Annotated in this window: 23 protein-coding genes; 13 read left to right on the top strand and 10 right to left on the bottom strand. The window is 43.2% G+C overall.

The features are described from left to right. Genes C7B62_RS08630 through C7B62_RS08615 form a run of 4 tightly spaced genes read left to right on the top strand, consistent with a single transcriptional unit; the run spans nt 1 to nt 4251 of the window. Nucleotides 1-1230, top strand: coding sequence for a hypothetical protein (locus tag C7B62_RS08630; protein WP_106234807.1), 1230 nt, complete (start codon nt 1-3; stop codon nt 1228-1230). Nucleotides 1231-1267: 37 nt separating this feature from the next. Then, entirely contained in the window at nt 1268-2068 is an 801-nt protein-coding gene (locus C7B62_RS08625) for a hypothetical protein (RefSeq protein WP_146132068.1), read from the top strand. After that, nucleotides 2055-3515 carry a hypothetical protein gene (locus C7B62_RS08620; RefSeq protein ID WP_106234801.1) on the top strand — a complete coding sequence of 487 codons (1461 nt, stop codon included), beginning with the start codon at nt 2055-2057 and terminating at the stop codon, nt 3513-3515. Before C7B62_RS08625 ends, C7B62_RS08620 begins: the two co-directional genes overlap by 14 nt. Before the next feature lie 7 nt (nt 3516-3522). Beyond that, entirely contained in the window at nt 3523-4251 is a 729-nt protein-coding gene (locus C7B62_RS08615; RefSeq protein WP_106234799.1) for a hypothetical protein, read from the top strand. Nucleotides 4252-4255: 4 nt separating this feature from the next. On the opposite strand, the gene C7B62_RS08610 is transcribed toward C7B62_RS08615, so the two are convergent. Genes C7B62_RS08610 through C7B62_RS08585 form a run of 6 tightly spaced genes read right to left on the bottom strand, consistent with a single transcriptional unit; the run spans nt 4256 to nt 7852 of the window. Beyond that, nucleotides 4256-5122 (bottom strand): ThiF family adenylyltransferase, encoded by an 867-nt coding sequence (locus C7B62_RS08610; protein ID WP_158260649.1) that lies wholly within the window; start codon nt 5120-5122, stop codon nt 4256-4258. Next, the gene (locus C7B62_RS08605; protein WP_146132067.1) at nt 5106-5738 is read right to left on the bottom strand and encodes a hypothetical protein; all 633 of its coding nucleotides are present in this window, start codon (nt 5736-5738) and stop codon (nt 5106-5108) included. Before C7B62_RS08605 ends, C7B62_RS08610 begins: the two co-directional genes overlap by 17 nt. Before the next feature lie 3 nt (nt 5739-5741). Further along, complete coding sequence (locus C7B62_RS08600) at nt 5742-6410, bottom strand: hypothetical protein (RefSeq protein ID WP_106234792.1); 669 nt, start codon at nt 6408-6410, stop codon at nt 5742-5744. Further along, on the bottom strand, nt 6397-7080 hold the full coding sequence (locus C7B62_RS08595; protein ID WP_106234790.1) for a hypothetical protein: 684 nt from the start codon (nt 7078-7080) through the stop codon (nt 6397-6399). The genes C7B62_RS08600 and C7B62_RS08595 overlap by 14 nt, the downstream gene beginning before the upstream one ends. Further along, the gene (locus tag C7B62_RS08590; RefSeq protein ID WP_106234787.1) at nt 7080-7523 is read right to left on the bottom strand and encodes a hypothetical protein; all 444 of its coding nucleotides are present in this window, start codon (nt 7521-7523) and stop codon (nt 7080-7082) included. The genes C7B62_RS08595 and C7B62_RS08590 overlap by 1 nt, the downstream gene beginning before the upstream one ends. Beyond that, entirely contained in the window at nt 7520-7852 is a 333-nt protein-coding gene (locus C7B62_RS08585) for a hypothetical protein (RefSeq protein WP_106234785.1), read from the bottom strand. Before C7B62_RS08585 ends, C7B62_RS08590 begins: the two co-directional genes overlap by 4 nt. 138 nt (nt 7853-7990) lie before the next feature. Between C7B62_RS08585 and C7B62_RS08580 the strand changes: the two genes are divergently transcribed. Next, entirely contained in the window at nt 7991-9022 is a 1032-nt protein-coding gene (locus C7B62_RS08580; protein WP_106234782.1) for a hypothetical protein, read from the top strand. Nucleotides 9023-9052: 30 nt separating this feature from the next. On the opposite strand, the gene C7B62_RS08575 is transcribed toward C7B62_RS08580, so the two are convergent. The 4 genes from C7B62_RS08575 to C7B62_RS08565 all read right to left on the bottom strand — a co-directional run bounded on the left by C7B62_RS08575 (nt 9053) and on the right by C7B62_RS08565 (nt 13389). Beyond that, entirely contained in the window at nt 9053-9586 is a 534-nt protein-coding gene (locus tag C7B62_RS08575; protein ID WP_106234779.1) for a hypothetical protein, read from the bottom strand. 64 nt (nt 9587-9650) lie between these two features. After that, nucleotides 9651-9815, bottom strand: a complete 165-nt coding sequence (locus tag C7B62_RS25640; protein WP_158260648.1) for a hypothetical protein — start codon at nt 9813-9815, stop codon at nt 9651-9653. 129 nt (nt 9816-9944) lie between these two features. Continuing rightward, the gene (locus C7B62_RS08570; RefSeq protein WP_106234777.1) at nt 9945-11675 is read right to left on the bottom strand and encodes a UvrD-helicase domain-containing protein; all 1731 of its coding nucleotides are present in this window, start codon (nt 11673-11675) and stop codon (nt 9945-9947) included. Nucleotides 11676-12423: 748 nt separating this feature from the next. Continuing rightward, nucleotides 12424-13389, bottom strand: coding sequence for an AraC family transcriptional regulator (locus tag C7B62_RS08565; RefSeq protein WP_106234877.1), 966 nt, complete (start codon nt 13387-13389; stop codon nt 12424-12426). 246 nt (nt 13390-13635) lie between these two features. On the opposite strand from C7B62_RS08565, the gene C7B62_RS08560 reads away from it, so the two are divergent. The 8 genes from C7B62_RS08560 to C7B62_RS08525 form a co-directional block, all read left to right on the top strand. Further along, the gene (locus C7B62_RS08560) at nt 13636-14025 is read left to right on the top strand and encodes a cupin domain-containing protein (RefSeq protein WP_106234874.1); all 390 of its coding nucleotides are present in this window, start codon (nt 13636-13638) and stop codon (nt 14023-14025) included. Nucleotides 14026-14058: 33 nt separating this feature from the next. After that, nucleotides 14059-15114, top strand: a complete 1056-nt coding sequence (locus tag C7B62_RS08555; protein WP_106234774.1) for an NAD(P)-dependent alcohol dehydrogenase — start codon at nt 14059-14061, stop codon at nt 15112-15114. A 47-nt stretch (nt 15115-15161) separates the two neighbouring features. Further along, nucleotides 15162-16004, top strand: a complete 843-nt coding sequence (locus tag C7B62_RS08550) for an aldo/keto reductase (protein ID WP_106234772.1) — start codon at nt 15162-15164, stop codon at nt 16002-16004. Between the two features lie 38 nt (nt 16005-16042). Continuing rightward, nucleotides 16043-17227, top strand: coding sequence for an aldo/keto reductase (locus C7B62_RS08545; protein WP_106234769.1), 1185 nt, complete (start codon nt 16043-16045; stop codon nt 17225-17227). Nucleotides 17228-17355: 128 nt separating this feature from the next. Beyond that, the gene (locus C7B62_RS08540) at nt 17356-18429 is read left to right on the top strand and encodes an FAD:protein FMN transferase (protein WP_199194114.1); all 1074 of its coding nucleotides are present in this window, start codon (nt 17356-17358) and stop codon (nt 18427-18429) included. A 315-nt stretch (nt 18430-18744) separates the two neighbouring features. Beyond that, nucleotides 18745-18972, top strand: a complete 228-nt coding sequence (locus tag C7B62_RS08535) for a hypothetical protein (protein ID WP_199194113.1) — start codon at nt 18745-18747, stop codon at nt 18970-18972. 98 nt (nt 18973-19070) lie between these two features. Next, nucleotides 19071-20078 carry an aldo/keto reductase gene (locus C7B62_RS08530; protein WP_106234767.1) on the top strand — a complete coding sequence of 336 codons (1008 nt, stop codon included), beginning with the start codon at nt 19071-19073 and terminating at the stop codon, nt 20076-20078. A gap of 2 nt (nt 20079-20080) precedes the next feature. Further along, nucleotides 20081-20403, top strand: a 323-nt coding sequence (locus tag C7B62_RS08525; protein WP_199194112.1) for an NTP transferase domain-containing protein, incomplete at its 3' end; no start/stop codon positions are given.

The raw sequence follows: 20403 nt of genomic DNA, 5'->3' as shown, positions 1-20403 counted from the left end.
ATGGAATTATTATCACTATCTTTAACTCATATCCCTCTTTTAGCTGAGATTCCCGATTATGGAGTAGATGACGCCCTGCAAATCTTGCAAAACAACAGTTTTATCTCGAATAAATTAGGTGAAAGTTTTCAATCTCTATGGGATAGCGTCATCTTTGATACTAATTCCTCCTATTGGCGAGCGGTTGTGGCAGGAGCATTAGATTTTGCCCTTTTAGGTTTAATTCTTTACGCTTGGCAGGGCATGAAAAGTGAGAACGACAATCGCCAAAAAATTATCACTGAAGGTATAGCTATGACTATGATTCTGGTGATTTTATTAGGTGGTAACGGAGCTATGGCTAGTAGCATTCTAGGTATTACCAGATCTCTAGATGTAGGTCTAACTCGTACTCTTGCTAAAACTCAAGTTCTGGATCTAAATATAGCTTCTGCCTTAAAAAATATCTCCTTAAGCAACACTGCCCAGGATAGGGTAAACAAACTTCTCGATGAGTGTAATGGAATTCAAGGACAAGAGGGGATTGAATGTCTAGAAAAGCAGGTAGCTGAGATTGAGGAAATTGTTAGATGGGCCGAGGAAAACGATCCGATTGCCAACCATCCAGCTGCTAAGTATGCCAGGGGAATACTCGAATATATTAAAGAACTAGCTAACAATACAGCTAATGGAGATGGCTTTAAAGTTGCAGCTGGGTTGAGTAACACCCTGTTCTTTGGCAACCCCATAATTATGGGTATTGTCAAACTGATTTTTGGTGGAGTGCAAATGGCTTTTAGTTTTGGGTTGGAAGTAGCAAGTATTTTGCACGCCTTACTTTTGCCTCTAGTCATCGGCATTATTTTTACTCCCATTGGAGCTAAATACGTGGAAACTTGGGTACAGGGTTACGTTCAACTGGTCTCAGTTAAGTTTCTCTATATAGCTTTAATCGGATTGGTAGCTGAAGCAATTGTTATTTCTGATGCTCAATTTTTTACAGGCATTCCTTTTTTAATTCTTAGTAGTGTTTTAGGGCCAATCATAGCTTTCTTGATGGCTAAAGGAGGTGGCGCACATATAGCCAAAGTTGTTGCTTCAAGTACCACTTCTACTCTGTCTAATATAGTTCAGACTGGTGCTGCTGTAGCCACAGGAGGAGCTTCGGGAGCGGGTTCGATGTTGGGCAAATCGATGTTCAAAGCTGGTAGTAAAGGTCTAGCCCGCAGAACTACTCGTCAGAGTCGATAATTTGTCTTTTTTTATCAATAAAAATGTCAATTAAATTATGAATAATATTAAAACCAAACGGACAGCTCACGGGTTGCCGTCGCACGGCAACACGAACGATAAAGCCTGCGGGAAACCCACAGGCAACGTCCTCCCCGTATCCTCACTTGCCCAAAGTAATAATCAAAGAACGGTTTTATTTCAGTTGATCATCTTGAGTTGTCTTCTGATGAATATGATGGTCTCCTGTAGTAACAGTGCCAAGATAAATAAGGTCAATCAAAAGCAAATTATCGGTGTCCAACTTGCCGATGGTGATGTGGTAACGGCAAAAACTGCTCAGGTAAACGAGCGTTCTGATGAAGTTCTGCGTACTTTCATTCAAAAATGGCTTTATTTATCTTTTAACTGGACGACAGCGGATGTAACTGTTGAAGTAGAAGATCTAAAAGTAAAAGTTCCTGGCAATGTCTATGCAGCAACTTTCCCAATTACTACTAAAGACAATTACCGTGCTGAGTATACCAAAGAATTAGCAGCTTTAATCACCAAAGCTACTGGAGGTAGAAAGGTGCAATCAGCCATTAGCATTGAATATATCTCAGAAAAGCCCACTAAGATTCGAGAGGGACTTTGGGAAGTAACCATGGTTTCTACCTGGACTGGAATGGACATAGAAAACGGTCAAGAAGTCTTTCGCATTCCCTTCAATAAAAAAGTTCAACTCAAAACCATTCCCATTGCTAGTAAACCAACTTTTCAGAATGCTAAAGAATTGACTGGTATGCAGCAAATTATTAACGAAATCAACCAATACGGACTAATGTTAGTTTCCATTGATAACTATGACTTACAATAATAATTACAACGTAATTGAAGATTTGCCTCCCAGCGATCTTGATCTTGAAGCCCGCCGTCGGGTAACTGGTTACCAGTCTTCCGATCCCAGTGTAATTGATACTGGTGTTATTCAACTTGAAAGCCCTACCGTAAAAGATGTCATTGCCGAAAGAGAGGACAATCCTTACCTGAGATTAGCAGTAGTTAGTGGGGTCTTTGGAATAGTTGTTGTCTTTCTTTGGGGAATTTTTGCTTTCGTTTCGCCTAAAGCTCCCAAAATAGCTGAAACGCCAGAAGAGGTTGAAACAGTTGCGACAGAAATAGAACCTGACTATCAAGCTAAATTGGCATTTCGCGATCAGTTTCACTCCTTGGAGAAAAAACAAAATGAAGCTCTAGAAGTAGAAGTTAATTCTGAACTTCCTTCTGTACCCGTACCTCAATCCACTCCACCTCTCCCTGTCTCTGATTCTGTAGCTCGTCCAATTCCTCAACCCGCTCCTCCCCGCTCGATTCCTCTTCCTAACTTTACAGCTCGTGCGCTTCCCCGTCCTATAGCCCGCTTGACTGAATCTACAGCAAGAAGCCAAACTGTTTTACCCTCCAAGGTAGACCCCCAAGAAAAATGGACTGCTTTAGCCGATTTTGGGACAAGAGTTTCATCGCGCCAGTTATCAGCTCAAAGTAAAACTATGGCTAAAAGACATAATACATTGACCGATACAGTAACAAGTACTAATGAGCCGATAACTCCGCCAGCTTTACTGGTCAATAGAGTCATATCTCAAGGAGAACTGGGAATTTTGAATCGTCAAACCCAAGCCAGTTTCCCTCAGCCAGCCCCAGAACTCACTTTAAATAGAGGTATCACTAAAGCCAAAATTGAATTACCTCTAGTTTGGGATAGTTCTTTGACAACTCAAGAACAACAGTCTAGTCAGATCACTGTAGTTTTAGCAGAACCTCTTTTAGATCTTACAGGGCAGATAGTTTTTGAATCTGGTTCGGTGGCGATCGTACAGGTTCAATCAATCAACGATGCCAACGGTTTGGTCACTGCCTATGTTAGTCAAATTAATGACACTACCTTTAGTCCTGGAGAAATGATTTTACGCAATAGCAAAAAATCAGCCTTAGTAGCTAAAGCCAGCAAACGCAGCGATTTTGGCGATCAGTTATTAGCGGGTGGAATTGACACCCTAGGTAATTTTGGGACTCAGCTATTAATACCAGAAACTACTAGTGTCATATCCAATGGTAGTGCTGTTGTTACCAATCAAAGTCGTAATCGTATTGGTCGAGATTTAGTGGGTTCAGCTTTAGATGGTTTTGGTTCAACCCTAAATTCCGAACTACAACAGCGCAATACTCGCAACCAAATTGGTGATGGCGGAACAATTTATACTTTATCTCCAGGAGAAACCGTCTACCTTACTAATCTTCGCCCAATTACTATTAATCCTTAAATTAGCGATGAATAAACATTTTTTTCAACAATTAGTCTTTTCTAGTGTAATTGCTGTTTCATTCTGTACCGCTTTTACTCCAGCCCAGGCAACCAAAGTGCCTGTCAAATATGAATTGGTTTCTACTGAAGATGCTATTAAAGGGGCAATTCCAATTACTCTTTACTTTGGCAAAGTTATTAGCATTGATTTTACTGAAGTTAGGGAAACCATTACTTTTATTGCTCCGAGTGATAAAAGTCAATTTGTTTATAACACCGATCTACCCGTTGAATCGGGAGAAGCCCAAACTGCTTATCTCCTGCCAAGCAAAAAGCTTGATTTTCAAAGTACTTATCAGACATCTCACCCTAATTTAATTGTTAAAACTATTAATAGTTCGGGAGAATCAAAACAGTACAATTTAATTGTCAGTTTTAGTTCTGGTATTATGGCTAGTGCAGGAATTAAATTTGTCCCTTCTAATCAGCAATCTCCTGTAGACTCTCAAAAAATAATGGTTTCTGCTGAACAGCAGATTAATGCGGATGCAGTCGAACATGGCTTAAGAATTGCGATCGCCAAACAGTTTATCAATAGTAACGACCCAGTAGTGAATAACGTCCGTAACTTTGTTTTTCTGCTCCGTAACGGTCATAGTGTTAATGATGCACTTGTAGCCACTCAAATCAATCCTAGTGTAATTGAATCTTTAGGGGAGATCTATCTTGAGGCAGAATTACCTTCTAGATTTTAGATCACTATGTATTAATAGTAGCCCTTTCTATTATCCAGTCAATATTTTCTTGATTTATAAAAGTAGACTTCATTGAGCCACGAAACAAATCTATTTCAATCTGCATTCGTTTCAGTTGATTGTTTAACAGTTGGTGAACCATTTCTGCTGCTATAACCGCCATTTGAGAGTTGATATTTAGGCTTTGTCCATTAAGTATTACCTGTTCTGCACAGGATACATCTTCATCCTCTTCAGATTGTATTAATAGTTGAGGATACTGAATAGAGGGTAAGGGCAATCTCAAACAAGTGGCAGTTTCCAGTTGATAGTCTTCTATTTCTATAGAGTACCAATTACCAATAGCAACTTGTCCGTGAGTATAAGCATTACCGCAATCGAGCCACCAACAAGGAGCGTAAGTTTGTCCATGAGAGATTAAACTAACATGATCGATCAATAGTTTTTCAATTTGTTGTCTAGCATTAGTATTGTCTACACAACCAATGACAATAGTCGGAATTACTCCGTTAAGTATTAATTGATCGACTGTTTGTTCTATTGCTGTGATGTTTAATTGGGGAAATATAGTTTTATAGCGCATGGCTAGGGCTTGTGCCTTGTTAAAACCCAATTCTCCACTACAGAAATTTTGTCGCCACAGATTTTTTGCTTCCACACTGTCAAAATCAACAAAGGTTATATGGACTCTTTTTCTCATCTCCACCAGAAAGTTAGCTATACGACACAAAAGAGGAGCGAGAAAACTTCCCGTTCCCCCACAACCAACTAGATAAATGCGTACTGAATTATAGTTAAAGTAAATTGGCTTGGCATTTAGGATCGAAAAATCCGTCAAATTTAGTTGTAATGGATTAAAAATCAGTGACATGATGACAATAATGATTAATATCTTGATAAATTCGATTTGAGTCAATGTTGAGGAATAGTCCATGGATACAAACCCGACTTGTCACTTCTAGCTGTCGATTAGTTCTGCCGAAAACAGTGCTGATTCGGCATCCAGTCTCCTCTCGATTATCGGTCTTAGAAAAGAAGGCATTGGCATAACCATGACTGTGGATTTCAATCGCTGCTGGTTCGGGATAGGGGTCTAAACACACACAACTGTAAGGAGTACATTCTTGTTCTGGTTTAAATACTTCCCAACATTCACCACGCCAATAGAGATAAAAAAGTTGTTCTAGGTCTGGATATCGCCGAATTTCATCGATAATATCTTTAACCTTTTCTCTGGGTACTGGAGATACCAATAATTGAAACTGAGGGCTTAATTCGATTAATCCTGGGGTCAAAACCCGATGGTAGAGAGCTACCGCCCTAAATTCAGTTCTAGTTACTGAGCGAAAGATGCCATTACCCGCCCAGAGAAAATCTTGGGGCAGGGGAGGACACGGGGAGGACGTTGCACGGCAACCCGTGAGCTGTCCGTGTTGAATAGTTGTTTCTTTGACGACGGAATGACTTAATATGTTTAGGGGCATCATGGTCTAATAATCGATAAGTTGAGTAAGGTCTTTGAGGGTTTGATTACTTGCAATCAGATCCTGTTCTGGATATGCGGTGTTTAAACTCTGACTGACGGTTTGCAACTGCTTGATAATATTGTGAGGAAAAGCTTTTGATTTTTTGTCTCGATAGTCTTGGTTGAATTTGGAATTAATATAAGAATTCCATATAGCTTCAGGACTGTTTGTTTCGGGCAAAACTTTTCCCCAACACACTTGACCTGTAGAATTAATATTGGGTAAAGGATAGTTGTACAGTGGAGAACTTAGACTTAAATCCCGACCTTTATAGGCATAAAGCCATAATTGGCGATTGGACTCCGTCCACGCGTTGCGATCGCAATGTACAATTATTACTCCAGGTAAAGGTAATCTCAATTGATAATCATCAATTTTTAGCTCATAAATACTGGGAGGAAGAGAACTGATGGTTAAAGTCTTTTCTCTTTGTCGGCAGATCTTTAGAAGTTTTAGATTTGATAGATACCAATCGGATTGATAATCAGTCTTTTGAATCGATTTAAGTAATGAGGGGAAGTCAATCTGTTTAATACTAACTTCCCCTGCTTCTCTCAAAATAAAAGTTGATGAGTTTTCTTCAAACAAGAGTATGGCCCAAGCCTGTTGAACTAGTTTTTCAATTATTTGCATCTATCTGGTTGATCATCTGTTTCATTACTTTATTGATTGCCAACTTTGCGACAGCAACATTATTTGTAAACCAACGATCAAAAAAGAGTAGCAACTCAAGTTTTTCTAAAGCTTCTTCATACTCCTGTTTTAAATTAACTATCTCACTAGTTGTCAGCTCAAATTCATTACTACCTTCTGGATGAGAGTCTAACCATAAATTGCCAGTCATTGACCAGACATACCTAATAGCATCTGGTAGCAAGTGTAAAGGATGGTAATCGGGTAGATTTATTAACTGATTTTCAATCCAAAGTAACCCAGTTTCGTTGTAGTCGTAGTAATCAAAAAACTGATAACTATTGATATAAATGAAATACCAACTAGCCTCTTGTCCGTAATAGTACCAGTCATAGCCATTAAATCCCATTGGTTCGATGGCTATATTTTTGATTCCCCCATAAGGTTTTTGTTTACTATTATTAGAGTAATCATAATAGTAACAAGGAAAATAGTCTTGATTTAATAATTCAAATAACCTGTCGCCAAGATACCTTAAAGTATTGTCATTAAGGACTAATTTTGGACTTAGTTTAGCGTATTCTTGGGGAAATAAAGTTTTTAAACTTTCAAGTCCTCTAAATCTAGTTAATAATTCCTCAGTTTGTTCGATTAACGAGTTGATTTCCATCACATAAACGGAACCAAATTACTAGGGCAATAATAGAGGCTTTGTACAACGTATAAAGTAGTTTGTCTTCTAAGTTGTAGTACTTGCTTCAGTTTTTCTATACCCATTTCTCCACAAGCCTGTTCCCATTCTCCAAGCGTAATTTCCTGTTTGCTTAATTTTTGATTGAGTTGATTTATTTTTAGAGAAAGATTATCTTCTGGGCAGGTTTTAAGCAGCTTTAGCAATTCACAGTTTCCTTTAGTACCCACTCGCTTAATAATCTTGATCGAACCATCTTCATTTCTTTCTAGTTTTCCCCCAGCCATCCCCGGAAAACTCGGAGCAAGTAGGTCGAGAATTTGCTGATCGTCTAAACTATTGATAATGTTAGCGTCGATGTTGTAAAACTGTCCTTCGTATTCAATTTTAGTTTGATTGGCTGGGCTATTTTCTTGACTCATATTAATCCACTACTAAACTTAACTTTTTTAATTTTACTTTGGTTAGATTGTTGATTATTTACTGGTTTTAACCTAAGATTATTTCCCTCTTTTAAAGCTTGCAAATCTAGCTTTTTATTATTAGCTAAGACATCATACTGAATTATTAAATCGCTAATAGCTGTTTCTAAATTAGAAGGAATCTCTGTATATTTGGCTATAGCTGGTAATGTATTTTGATATCCCACCGTAAAAATATACAGGTTTAATTGACAATCGATAGTTAAAGTAATTTTCAAAGGATATTTGCATTCCTTAGTCAATTCATTTAATGCTGAAATTTCGCTCATATTTATTGTTACTTTGTTCTAATCTAAAGGATTAAATTTTTCTTGGTCAAATTCACTGTTGACATATTTTGATGAATTTAATTTACTTGTAGTTATTTATCAAAAGGCGACAGCCTACTAGTAGAATAATTAATCTATATGGAAAAAGTAGAACAATATCGAAATTTTTATCCCATGACTTTTTACCCTGAAAGTCTTACTATAATTTCTCAGCAGCTTAATCCAGAATTATCAAAAGATAAATTTATTCTAGAAGCAGTACCAATTACAATTCGAGATATACATTACATTAATGAATTAAAAATAAAGCAATTTCAAATAAGACTTTTATCTTTGATCGCTTTAATTATTTCTCTGGCAATTTATTACATTACTAAAAATCTGATATTTTTAAGTATTATCTTTGCAAGTTTATTAGGATTTTTTGCTCAGCTAAGTTTAGAAAATAAAATAAATAAAATCAAAAACCAACTTTTAAAGTTAGATCAAAAAATTATTAATAGAGAATACAACCTTAAGTTCAGTTTTACTCCTCAAAACCCTTCCCATTTATTAATTAATTCTTTAGCAACAAGAGAAAGTATTTATGATTTTGAAATCGATGAATCAGCAAAAAAGGGGATTTCTGAAGCTTACTTTTTGACTTATTTAAAAAAATGGTTTCAATATCCCTGGCGAATTTTAGAACATTGCAAGTTTGGAGCAGAGCGTTATACTCCTACAGCCGACTTTATTCTAATTAACAACGATTTTAACCTAGGATTAGATATAGAAATTGATGAACCTTATACATTCAAAGAATTGCAACCAATTCATTTGGTTGAAAATCGGCAGTATATAGTAAGAGATAAATTCTTTTTGGAATTGGGTTGTATTGTAGTGCGCTTTGCCGAATATCAAATAGCTAAATATCCCGACTACTGTTGTTTACATATAGCTAGAGTCCTTAACCAGTATTTAGAATCTAGCCTTAAAATTTCTATCCCTGATTCTACGGAAATCGTGCCACTTAAACCCGAACAGTGGAAAGTTAAATCTTGGACTTTTAGAGAAGCGCAGATTATGGCTAATGATAAAGTTCGTGACCAATATCTTGAAGCAGTTAAAAGCTTTAATTTCCTACAATCAGAGCAAAATACACAACAAGAGCAAACAAAAAAAATAAACTAGAATCAATTAAAATTCTAGTTTAGACGTTTTTTAAGTTAATTGTCTAAAATATCTCGAACCCCCTGTACTCAATAACACGGCTTGAATGAAAGCCCTTTTCTGTGCCATTTTATCGATGGTATTGAGAATATCTGGACTGTAGGCATTTTTATATTTTGATTCACGATTGTTGCAGTTACCGTAGCCATTACCTATCAAGCTCTCGTTGCAATAGAGTTGACATTGATAGCTGTAATGAAAAATGTTGTTATTGAAGTCAAGATAAGGTTGTTCGGAAATTAGACGATAGTTTAAACCAAAAAATCGACAGATCTTTTCTGCTCCTGCTTTAGTTAATAGAACGGAATTTCCTTTTTTACTGGGTATCAACCTTAAATCTATATTCGGTTGAAACCCAGCTAACAAATTTTCATATTGTTGAAAATAAGTCTGAATATCTACTTTGATCAACCCTTGAGATATTAATGGCAAGGTAGGAGCCAGCTCACCCTCTCGATTTTGGTATTGTTGAATTTGAGACTGAGACTGAGACAAACTCGGTTGTTGGTACTGGTATTGTTGCATAACTAAAAGTTGTTTTAAATGCAGGCTTAAATTCCCGCCAGGGGAATTAAGTTACATTGATCGATCAATCGATAACTACTTCTGGAATATCTGCGATTAACTCGATGGGATTTTTTATTTCTGACTCTGGTTTTGAGGATAAAACTTGAACCAGATCTTGTCCGTCTTTGAGGAGATTTAATCTCTTGTTTATTTCCTGTTCGATAATAAATAAATCGTTATCTGACATTTTATACTGATTCAAATTAATTCGGCGATCGCTTCTGCATACACGCTTTTTGTAATCACAGGTTAACGAATATCAAAAAACTGCCCCTAGCCAACCCGCTAGGGACACCAATAGGGAATAATCACATTTTTACCGTTCAATTAAACCTCGAAATTGGACAGCAATTCTCTTGCCTTTTTCCCGATTAATAAGAGACAAATACAGATCTAATTGTTCGTTACTGGCATTGTCAATTAACTCTTTGATATCGACCTTTTTACTCAAATCAAAACTAGATTCTTCAACCTGACTATCTTTTGAATTATGGTTGGTAAACCAAGGCGCATCACCTATTAAATATAAGTTACAAATGCTACGAGAGAGGGCTACATAAAGAAGATTATTTTCTTGTTCTAGTTGCCATGCTTTTTGATTATCCCAATACAAAGGAAGTAGGTATGGTTCGGCAATATAAACCCTTTTAGCTTCCATACCTTTGGCACGGTGGACGGTAGAAAGGAGTACAGCTTCGTTATTCTCCGAACCAAATAACTTCTCGATACAACATTCTAGCTCTTCTATTGATTGGCATTGCTGAAAATGATCGTAGATAGCTTTAATAGCTTTAATCAGGTCTTGTAACTTCATCATCAACATCATTCCATGATCATTCTGTTCGTAAATAGAACGTTTAAACTCTAGATATTTCTGACAGAATAAATGGAAATCTGGATAAACAAATCCAGCTTGAGAAGATATTTCTTCTAAGCGTTCTAATAAGTCTTGTTTTAGAGAAGTTCCTACTAAATTACAGGTAATACCACGAGTAATTAGTTTTAAATTGAGTTCTACTAAGCTACTAGTACATCTGGCGACAATTAAATCTCCAGTCTTGATTGAACTTTCTTGATTTCGATCCCAAAGGTCAGATTCTTCGATCACTTCGATTCTACCTTGAGGAGCATGGTCTCTTGGCTTAATAGGAATCTCAGGATAAAGTTGATTGATAAGTTCAATATGAGTTTGGGGACAGCGGTAACATATTGGCAGGATAAATTCTTCAGCCTTTAACCTCTGTTTAATGTTAGCAAAGCTATCGGTATCAGCCCCACAAAATCCATTTATAGATTGAGCAGGATCGCCAACAAATAACATCTTGCCTTGAATAGTAGTTAAAGAAAGAACGAATTCTAACTGAAGTTTACTCATATCTTGAGCTTCATCCACCATCACTCGCTGGAAATGCTTAAATCCTGGGGAGCGATTAATTTGCCAGTGAATTGGCAGCCATAACATATCTGTATGATCGATTACAGCCTTTGAAGCCCAATCGCTACCCATTCTGAATAGATACTGAAGTTGTTCCCCAATCTCAATTAAATACTTAGCCTGGATGTCTAGAGCATAATGATTTACTAGCCACAGTAAAGCATCATAGGAGGTATCGGATAAAGTCTGACGTACAAAATCAGCTAGCTTGAGAAAATTACTTAAACTGACCACTTGAGCTTCATTAGGTTTAGTGCCATTAAACCAGGTTAAGTTTTTAGCCAAGATACGGTATTTATGTTCGTTAACTTCTAATCGTTGAACCCCCAGATAACGCCTTAACATCTTGTACCCAGCACTATGAACGGTAGAAATAGAATTTTTCCAGCGGGGGTTTAGTTTAGCTACCAGTGCGTCCTTATTTTTGCGATTGAATACTAAAACTAAACTTTGTTCAATTAAATCTTGATTTGATTGAGCGATCGCATCGGCAACTAACTTTAACAAAGTACTTTTACCAGAACCTGCTACGGAATTAACCACCTTATCTGAAAGATCTAGATCGTCAGACATCCAGTCAATAACTTTTTGTTGATAGATACTTGGTTGCATATATATTAAGCTTTGTTTTCTGCTTTAATACCTGCGCTAGCAGCATCTAATAAAATAGTTAATTATATGCCCCACCGAAAAAATTATCCGTGAACTTCCTTAATAATGACCGCTGCCCCACCGAAATTTTCCAGGATGGCGATTACTAGAAGAGTACCCTAAAGGACTCCTAAAAGACGTTGTACCCTTGTGGTATACCGCTTCGCGTCCTAAAGGATTAGCTCCTAACGTCGCGTCACACGAAGTTATACGGCGCGTTTTATGTGGGAAGCTTCCCACATAAAAGCCGCCTAGTCCTTTAGGGCATATAGCTTTGCGTCGCGCTACGCGATTATGCGATGCACGCCTACGCAGAAGCGATCGCATTGCTTTACTGTAGAAACCATCACTAACTACATGCGGTATTCTTTCAACACTTTTACCTTAGTCAAATGGATAGCTTTTTTCCTCACTTCTCAAAATTATCCGAACCATTGACTCAAATTTCATGAACTAAAATCACCATACTCACCATATAGCAAATCATTACACGCTATAACTAAGTTATTTTTCAATAGCGCGATCGCTTTTTGATAGACAATTAATTATCTTCAGCGCTAATTGAAGATACCATTGGAGAAGCTTCTCCGAAGGAAAATCGTCTGGGAAAATATTTATAAATTAACGTTTATGCTGTGGCGTGATGAGCGTTTTCAACGATTTCTGATAAGATTAGGGCACTTTGAGGAGATCATGTTGAACCAGCAGTCTACCTAACAGCTTCTCGCAGCCGCTCCACATCGCGCATTGGTGGTGCACCAAAGAGCCGCTTGTACTCTCGGTTGAAGTGTGAGGCATCGTCATAACCCACACGGTAGGCAGCACTGGTAGCGTCAAGGTTTTGCCCCAGCATCAGACGGCGAGCTTCTTGAAGCCGCAGTTGCTTTTGGAACTGCAAAGGACTCATTGCCGTAACAGATTTAAAGTGATGGTGAAAGCCCGAAACGCTCATGCTAAGTTCGCGCGCGATGCTTTCAATGCGAAGCGGCTGGTTAAAGTCTTTGCGAAGTCGAGCGACAGCTCTGGCAATGTGGTGCGTGTAGCCACCGAGAACTGCAATCTGCTGGAGTCGGCTCCCTTGCTCTCCCATTAAGAGTCGGAAAATGATTTCCCGCTTAATCAGTGGTGCGAGAACATGAGCTTCAGCAGGGGAATCTAGAAGCTTGACGAGCCGCACCATAGCGTCCAACAGATTTGTAGCCAACGGACTCACGTCAATCGCTTTTACATTGGCACGGCTTTGTAGTGAGGGATAGCCCGCCTCGACCATGACTGAACCAACAAGGGTGGGGTCGAGATCGAGACGCAGGCTAAGGAACGGTTGCTCCTTGGACGCTTCCAGAATTTGACTCGCGATCGGCAACTCGACCGTAGCAAGCAAATAATGCATCGGGTCGTACTGATAGCGATCGCTGCCTAAAAGTACTTCTTTGCTGCCCCGAGCGATCACGCAAAAAGAGGGAACAGAGACAGCGTGACAGGATTCCGTAGGCGAAGAGGAACGTTTGAGGTGCAATCCTTTCAGCGGCTCAATCGTTCCATCATAACTAATAGCCCGTGGAATAAGCTCGGTCAGTTCGTCTCTGTTAGCTTGCGCTCTATCTGCTTCGCGCTTTGCCTGCGGGTCGTTCATTAAATCCATAGCGTACGTTTCACTCGTTTTTGCGGTATTCATTTCTAAATTTGCAGAATCATACAACGATCTTAGACGATCGTTCTATTACTTGCTCTAGAGAATTTTTAGAATGAAGGCAAAGCAAGGAAAAATGATTCTGGGGCAAGCAGATAATGCTAAGGGTTGTACTGATAGCGGTCATTCTTCTTATAAGCATTCTGGATTTTTATCCAAAAAAAAATTCAGTTTGGGCAAGAGGCTCGCCTGCGAGGAACAAAAATGGCATCAAGTGAAGTAATTAAAAAAATGGACATCAAAAGAAGTGGCTCACAGCCTTCGGCTAAAGGACCATCCGAGTATTTTACTGGCACTGTCCGCATCGATCCTCTGTTCGAGGCGCACGATCCAGCACGCACGTCTGGCGCTAGTGTTACCTTCGAGCCTGGCGCTCGGACAGCATGGCACACTCATCCTTTGGGACAGACCTTGAGCGTCACCTTTGGATTTGGCTGGGTTCAGCAATGGAACGAGCCAATTCAGGAAATTAGACCTGGTGATGTTGTCTGGTTCCCGCCAGGCATAAAACACTGGCATGGTGCCACGCCAACGACAGCGATGACGCATATCGCCATCCAGGAACAGCTTGACGGCAAAGTCGTGGACTGGATGGAACACGTCAGTGACGAACAGTACTAGGCATCAAAAGTAAACAAGTAGGAGCATTAACTCATGTACAACGTGAAAGCTTATTCCGCTACCAGTGCGACCGCACCACTGGCTTCCGACACGATCGCACGGCGCGATTTGACAGAAAACGATGTCCAGATCGAAATACTTTTCTGTGGCATCTGCCACTCCGATCTTCATATGGTACGCAACGAGTGGACGGGTATGCCCACCGTTTATCCGATCGTTCCCGGTCATGAAATCGTCGGTCGGGTTACTCAAGTCGGTTCGGCAGTCACTAAATTCAAGGCTGGCGATCTCGCGGGAGTTGGCTGCATGGTCGAGTCAGATGGGAGTTGCCCTCAGTGCAAAGCTGGCTTTGAGCAGTTCTGCCCGAACCTGACCCTCACCTATAACTCAACCGACAAGCATATGGGAGGTGTCACCTATGGCGGCTATTCAGATAGCATCGTCGTCGATGAACGCTTTGTGCTGCGCGTTCCCCCAAACCTCGAACTGCCTGGAGTTGCGCCACTTCTTTGTGCTGGCATCACGACCTATTCCCCGCTACGTCACTGGGGAGTTACAGAAGGTAAGAAAGTGGGTGTGGTTGGTCTGGGTGGATTGGGACACATGGGTGTAAAGTTAGCTCATGCGATGGGAGCGCACGTTGTCGTCTTTACTACATCTCCCGACAAAAAAGAAGACGCACTCCGCCTCGGTGCTGATGAAGTGGTCATCTCCCGCAACTCTGACGAGATGGAAAAGCACGCAGGCAGCTTCGACTTCATCCTCGACACCGTTTCCGCCAAGCACGACATCAACGCCTATCTCAACTTGCTGGCTCGCGATGGCAATATCACTCTCGTCGGCGCACCTCCAAAGCCTCTGGAAGTTACGGCATTCAGCCTGATCATGGGTCGCCGTAGTCTTTCTGGCTCGAACATTGGTGGCATCGCCGAAACCCAGGAGATGCTTGACTTTTGCGGGGAACACAACATCACTGCCGATGTTGAAGTTATCCCGATTCAGAAAGTTAACGAAGCTTACGAAAGACTGGTCAAGTCCGATGTGAAGTATCGCTTCTCGATCGACATGGCATCTCTCAAATCTGAATAACCAGCAGAAATCACTATGCAGAATTTGAAAACGCTTGGAGGGAAACGATGCAAAAAGTTGTCTTGAATAATGGTGTTGAGATGCCAATTTTAGGGTTCGGTGTTTACCAGATACCCGATGCGGAAGAGTGTGAAAGAAGCGTATATGAAGCAATCCGTGCGGGCTATCGTTTGATCGATACCGCCGCTGCTTATGGCAACGAAGAAGCCGTTGGCAAAGCCATTAAAAAAAGTGGTGTGGCAAGGGAAGAGATCTTTGTCACCACAAAGCTCTGGATTCAGGATGCTGGCGATCAAAGGGCAAAGAAGGCTTTTGAGAAATCACTGAAGAAACTGCAATTGGATTACCTGGATCTCTATCTGATTCATCAACCCTTTGGAGATGTTTATGGTTCCTGGCGAGCGATGGAAGAATTGTATCGCGAAGGGCGGATTCGAGCGATCGGGGTCAGCAACTTCCAACCCGATCGACTAATGGATCTAATTGTTTTTAACGAAGTGGTTCCTGCTGTTAATCAAATCGAAACCCATCCCTTCAGCCAGCAGATCGAAACCCAGAAATTCCTGGAAGAAAACAACGTCCAGATCGAATCATGGGGACCATTCGCCGAAGGCAAAAACAACATTTTCCACAACGACGTTTTGCTGTCCATCGCCGAAAAATACGGTAAAAGCGTGGCTCAGGTCATCCTGCGCTGGCTGACGCAGCGTGGCGTGGTGGCGATTCCCAAGTCGGTTCGCAAGGAGCGCATCGTCGAGAACTTCAACGTTTTCGATTTTGAGCTTAGTCAGGACGACATGGAGGCGATCGCGACGCTGGACACGAAGAACAGCCTCTTCTTCGACCATCGTGACCCCAACATCGTGAAAATGTTAGGGACGGCTAAATAGAACACCTGAGTCACTGAAGACAATAAGAAGTCACTGACATGAATAACAAACGAAACAACCTTGATCGAGAGAACGGTTCCGCTTTGCCCAATCGCCGCCAAGTGCTTGGGTTCGGGATTGGGCTGACCGCCGCTTCATTGCTGACTCGCCGCACCGCGCAGGCGCAAGGACAAGGCGCGACAGGTGCCAACACACCGTCGCAACACACGCTCACCGCCCGGCGCAGGCTCGGCACGCTGGAAGTCTCCAGCGTCGGACTGGGTGTCCAAAATATGAGTCGCACCTACCAAACGACGATTCCCAAGCGCTCCGAAATGATCAACATCATTCAGACAGCCTTTGATCGGGGTGTCACCTTTTACGACGCGGCTGAGGCTTACGGACCTCATGAGGTGGAACGCATCCTCGGCGAAGGCGTGGCACCGTTCCGAGACAAGGTTGTGATCACATCGAAGTTCGGCTTCAATGTCGATCTTGAGACGGGCGTGCGGCGACCGGGACGCAACAGTCGCCCAGATCATATCAAGTTGGTCGTCGAAGGGATGCTCAAGCGCCTCCGCACCGATCGCATCGATCTCCTCTACCAGCACCGCGTTGACCCGCAGGTTCCGATCGAGGATGTCGCCGGCGCGGTCAAGGAGCTGATGGCGCAAGGTAAGGTTCTGCACTGGGGACTGTCCGAGATGGGTCCGAACACGTTACGCCGCGCTCATGCCGCGCTGCCCGTTAGCGCCGTCCAGAACGAATATTCAATGCTGTGGCGTGGACCAGAAGAAGTGGTAATCCCTCTCTGCAAGGAACTGGGCATCGGCTTTGTTCCGTGGAGTCGGCTTGGCGTGGGTTTCCTGACGGGTGCCATTGATGCCCAAACGCGGTTCGCTCCTGGTGACATTCGCGGCGTTGAGTCCCGGTTCTCGCCCGAAAATCTGCCGCACAACCTGGTGCTCGTGGATTTAGTCAAAACCTGGGCTGTGCGGAAACAAGCCACTCCTGCCCAAATCGCGCTGGCGTGGCTCTTGGCACAGAAGCCATGGATCGTCCCCATTCCTGGCACGACACAGATGCCGCACATGATTGAGAACATTGGCGCGGTAGCCGTCCAATTCACGCCTGTCGAACTCGCCGAACTGAACCGGTCTGTTTTGGCGATCCAGATCCGTGGGGCACGCCTCCCAGAGGCAGTGCAGGTCTTCTCGGGCGTAGAAGCGCCCCCGAAGAGATGAACGTTCCAAGGCTACTCTTTTGAGTCATTTGGAACAGAACCTAGTAAGCCAAGCCAGATGAACAATATTAGACCTGATCGTAGAGTCAGACAGTTCGACCTTTAAATCAAAAGACAGGAGTTCAAAGAATGCAAAAGCGCAAACTTGGCAACAGCAACTTAGAAGTTTCAGCGATCGGGCTGGGCGGTGTAGGACTGAGCTTTGGCTACGGTTCGGCGGCGGACAAGCAGGAGTCAATCTCGCATGGCACAATGGGCGACGCACCGAAGCGGATCAGTAGTGACTATACAACCTACGTAGCGGAGGACAGCGTCAGCAGGTTCGTATTCACGTTCGATTCCATCGGAACCCAATGGGAGATCGAAACCTACGAGCCGTTAAACCGTCAGTTGCAGCAGCGGATTCTCAAGCGGATTGAAGAATTCGACACCACGTACTCGCGGTTCCGCCCGGACTCTCTCGTGTCTCGGATAGCCGCCGCTCCAGAGGGTGGCTGTTTCGACCTTCCCGCCGACTCGCTTGCCCTCTTCGATCTCTATGATCGGCTTCACACAGTGACCGCAGGTGCAGTAGACCCGCTCGTCGGACGAGACCTCGAACTCCTCGGCTACGACCAGACGTACTCACTCACGCCCGCGCCGAAAATTGTCCGAGCCGAAGCATACGCTAGGGGGAGAGCCACTTGGTCGAAGGACATTATCCGGGACGGCACATTGATCGTTACACAGCGTCCACTCTTAATTGACGTTGGCGCGGCAGGGAAAGGCTACCTCGTGGATATCGTCTCTGATATCCTGCGCGAGAACGGATTCACCCAGTTCGTTGTCGATGGTAGCGGAGATATGCGCTATTCGGGTGAGTCCAGCCTCCGGGTTGGGCTTGAGCACCCATTCGACCCTCGGCTGGCGATCGGCGTGGTCAACCTGCAAGATCGTGCCCTGTGCGCCTCTGCGGTCAACAAACGCGCTTGGGGCGACGGTCTGCACCACGTACTTGATGCCCGGACTGGCATCCCAGTTCAGAATGTGGTCGCGACGTGGGTGGTTGCTGATGATGCCGCGATCGCCGATGGACTGGCGACGGCGCTCTTCTTCACAAGGGCAGACCGTTTGGCAGAGGTCTTTAGGTTCTCATACGTGCGGATGTTTGCCGATGGTTGGGCTGAGATCTCGCAGAACTTCGACGGCAAGCTTTTCTCATGAGCGCGCATTTCTCAGCAGAACCCATGCCTATAACTACAGCCAACAGAGTGACATATGAGCAAGCCACACGACCTACAAAGTAAAGGAAAAAGTATGACTAGACTGAGCAAGATGATGAAAGTCCCAATAGTATGGATTTCTGCGGCTCTGATCGTAGCTGGATGTGCGACTGTAGATAGGGAAGCCGCGCGTCCGGTATCTGCCCCGAATACCGTTGTCACCCGTTCGAGATCGGCATCGAGTCAAGACTCCTCTTACGCAGACGGTGTTTACACCGCGACCGGTCAATACGGAAGTCTCCCCTCATCCATTACCGTGACCGCCACCCTGTCCGACAACGCTATCACCGCCATCGAGGTCACCCCCCATGCCACAGATCCGACCTCGCTCGACTACCAGGAGCGTTTCGCCGAGGCGGTTCCGGCGGAGGTCGTCGGGAGACCCATCGACGAGCTGAGAGTGGGGCGACTCGCAGGTTCCAGCGGCACCCCCGACGGGTTCAACGCCGCGATCCAACGAATTAAGGAACAGTCCCGTAGATAGGAGCGACAACGCCGAAGTGAGGTTTCACAGCCACTAGCCAGACAGGGCGGACGACGTGAATGCGTGCCAACTTATTAACACATTAAAGCAGAAAAACAATGCAAAAACGCAAACTTGGAAACAGCAATTTAGAAGTATCAGCAATCGGGCTAGGCTGCATGGGAATGAGCTTTTCCTATGGTCCGCCTAAAGACAAGCAGGAGATGACTGCTCTACTTCGGGCAGCAGTCGATCGCGGCATCACCTTCTTTGACACCGCTGAGGTTTACGGTCCGTTCTTGAATGAAGAATTGGTGGGTGAGGCACTTGCTCCTTTTCGGGGACAAGTGGCGATCGCCACTAAATTCGGGTTCGATATCAGTCCGAATTCCGATCCTCGCGGAATGAAGGGTTCGCCTGGACTCAATAGCCGACCGGAACACATCAAGCAGGCGGTAGAGGGTTCGCTCAAACGGCTCAAGGTGGAAACGATCGACCTGCTCTATCAGCATCGAGTTGACCCGAACGTGCCGATCGAAGATGTAGCAGGAGCGGTGAAGGAACTCATTGGGGCAGGCAAGGTAAAGCACTTTGGACTGTCTGAAGCAGGGGTACAAACAATTCGTCGCGCCCATGCAGTCCAGCCAGTTACTGCGCTCCAAAGTGAATACTCACTGTGGTGGAGAAAACCTGAAGCGGAAGTAATTCCGACCCTTGAAGAACTCGGAATCGGTTTGGTTCCATATAGTCCTCTAGGCAAGGGCTATCTCACAGGCAAAATCGATCAAACCACGACCTTTGATAATTCCGATTTTCGCAGCACTCTGCCTCGGTTCACACCAGAGGCACTTAAGGCAAATCAAGCACTGATCGATCTGCTTGGCAGTATCGCAGAACAAAAGCAGGCGACCCTGGCTCAAATTGCGATCGCTTGGCTGCTGGCGCAGAAACCCTGGATTGTGCCGATTCCAGGCACTACAAAGCTGCATCGCCTAGAGGAAAACATTGGGGCAGCCTTGGTCGAACTCACGCCTGACGATCTACATGGCATCAATGATGCTGCCTCCGAGATTATGGTGCAAGGAGCGAGATATCCCGAAAAGCTAGAGCAAATGACTGGTCGTTGATTTTGCTGCTCACACTGAATAGACAGGACGAAAATGAAACTACTCACCGCAACGGTCATATTGCTTTTTCTGCATTGGAACAGAAACCCGCCTTAAACGCAGTGCTAATTCTAGTGTGTGACCAACCCTTTGTTTCGACAGCGCTGATTAATCAGCTAATAGTAGCCTACCAGTCCACAAATTATCAGATTGTAGCAACGACTTATTCAGAAACTGTTGGTGTTCCAGCGTTATTGAGCGAGCGCTATTTCTTTGAACTCTTGCGGCTCAATTCAGATAGCGGAGCCAGACAAATTATTCAACAACATTTACCCGAAACTTACAC

The organism is Pleurocapsa sp. CCALA 161 (genome assembly GCF_003003995.1).
In the GTDB taxonomy this organism is placed as follows: domain Bacteria; phylum Cyanobacteriota; class Cyanobacteriia; order Cyanobacteriales; family Xenococcaceae; genus Waterburya.
Note: the sequence above shows the minus strand (reverse complement) of the source record. Positions and strands in the feature narration are given on the sequence as shown.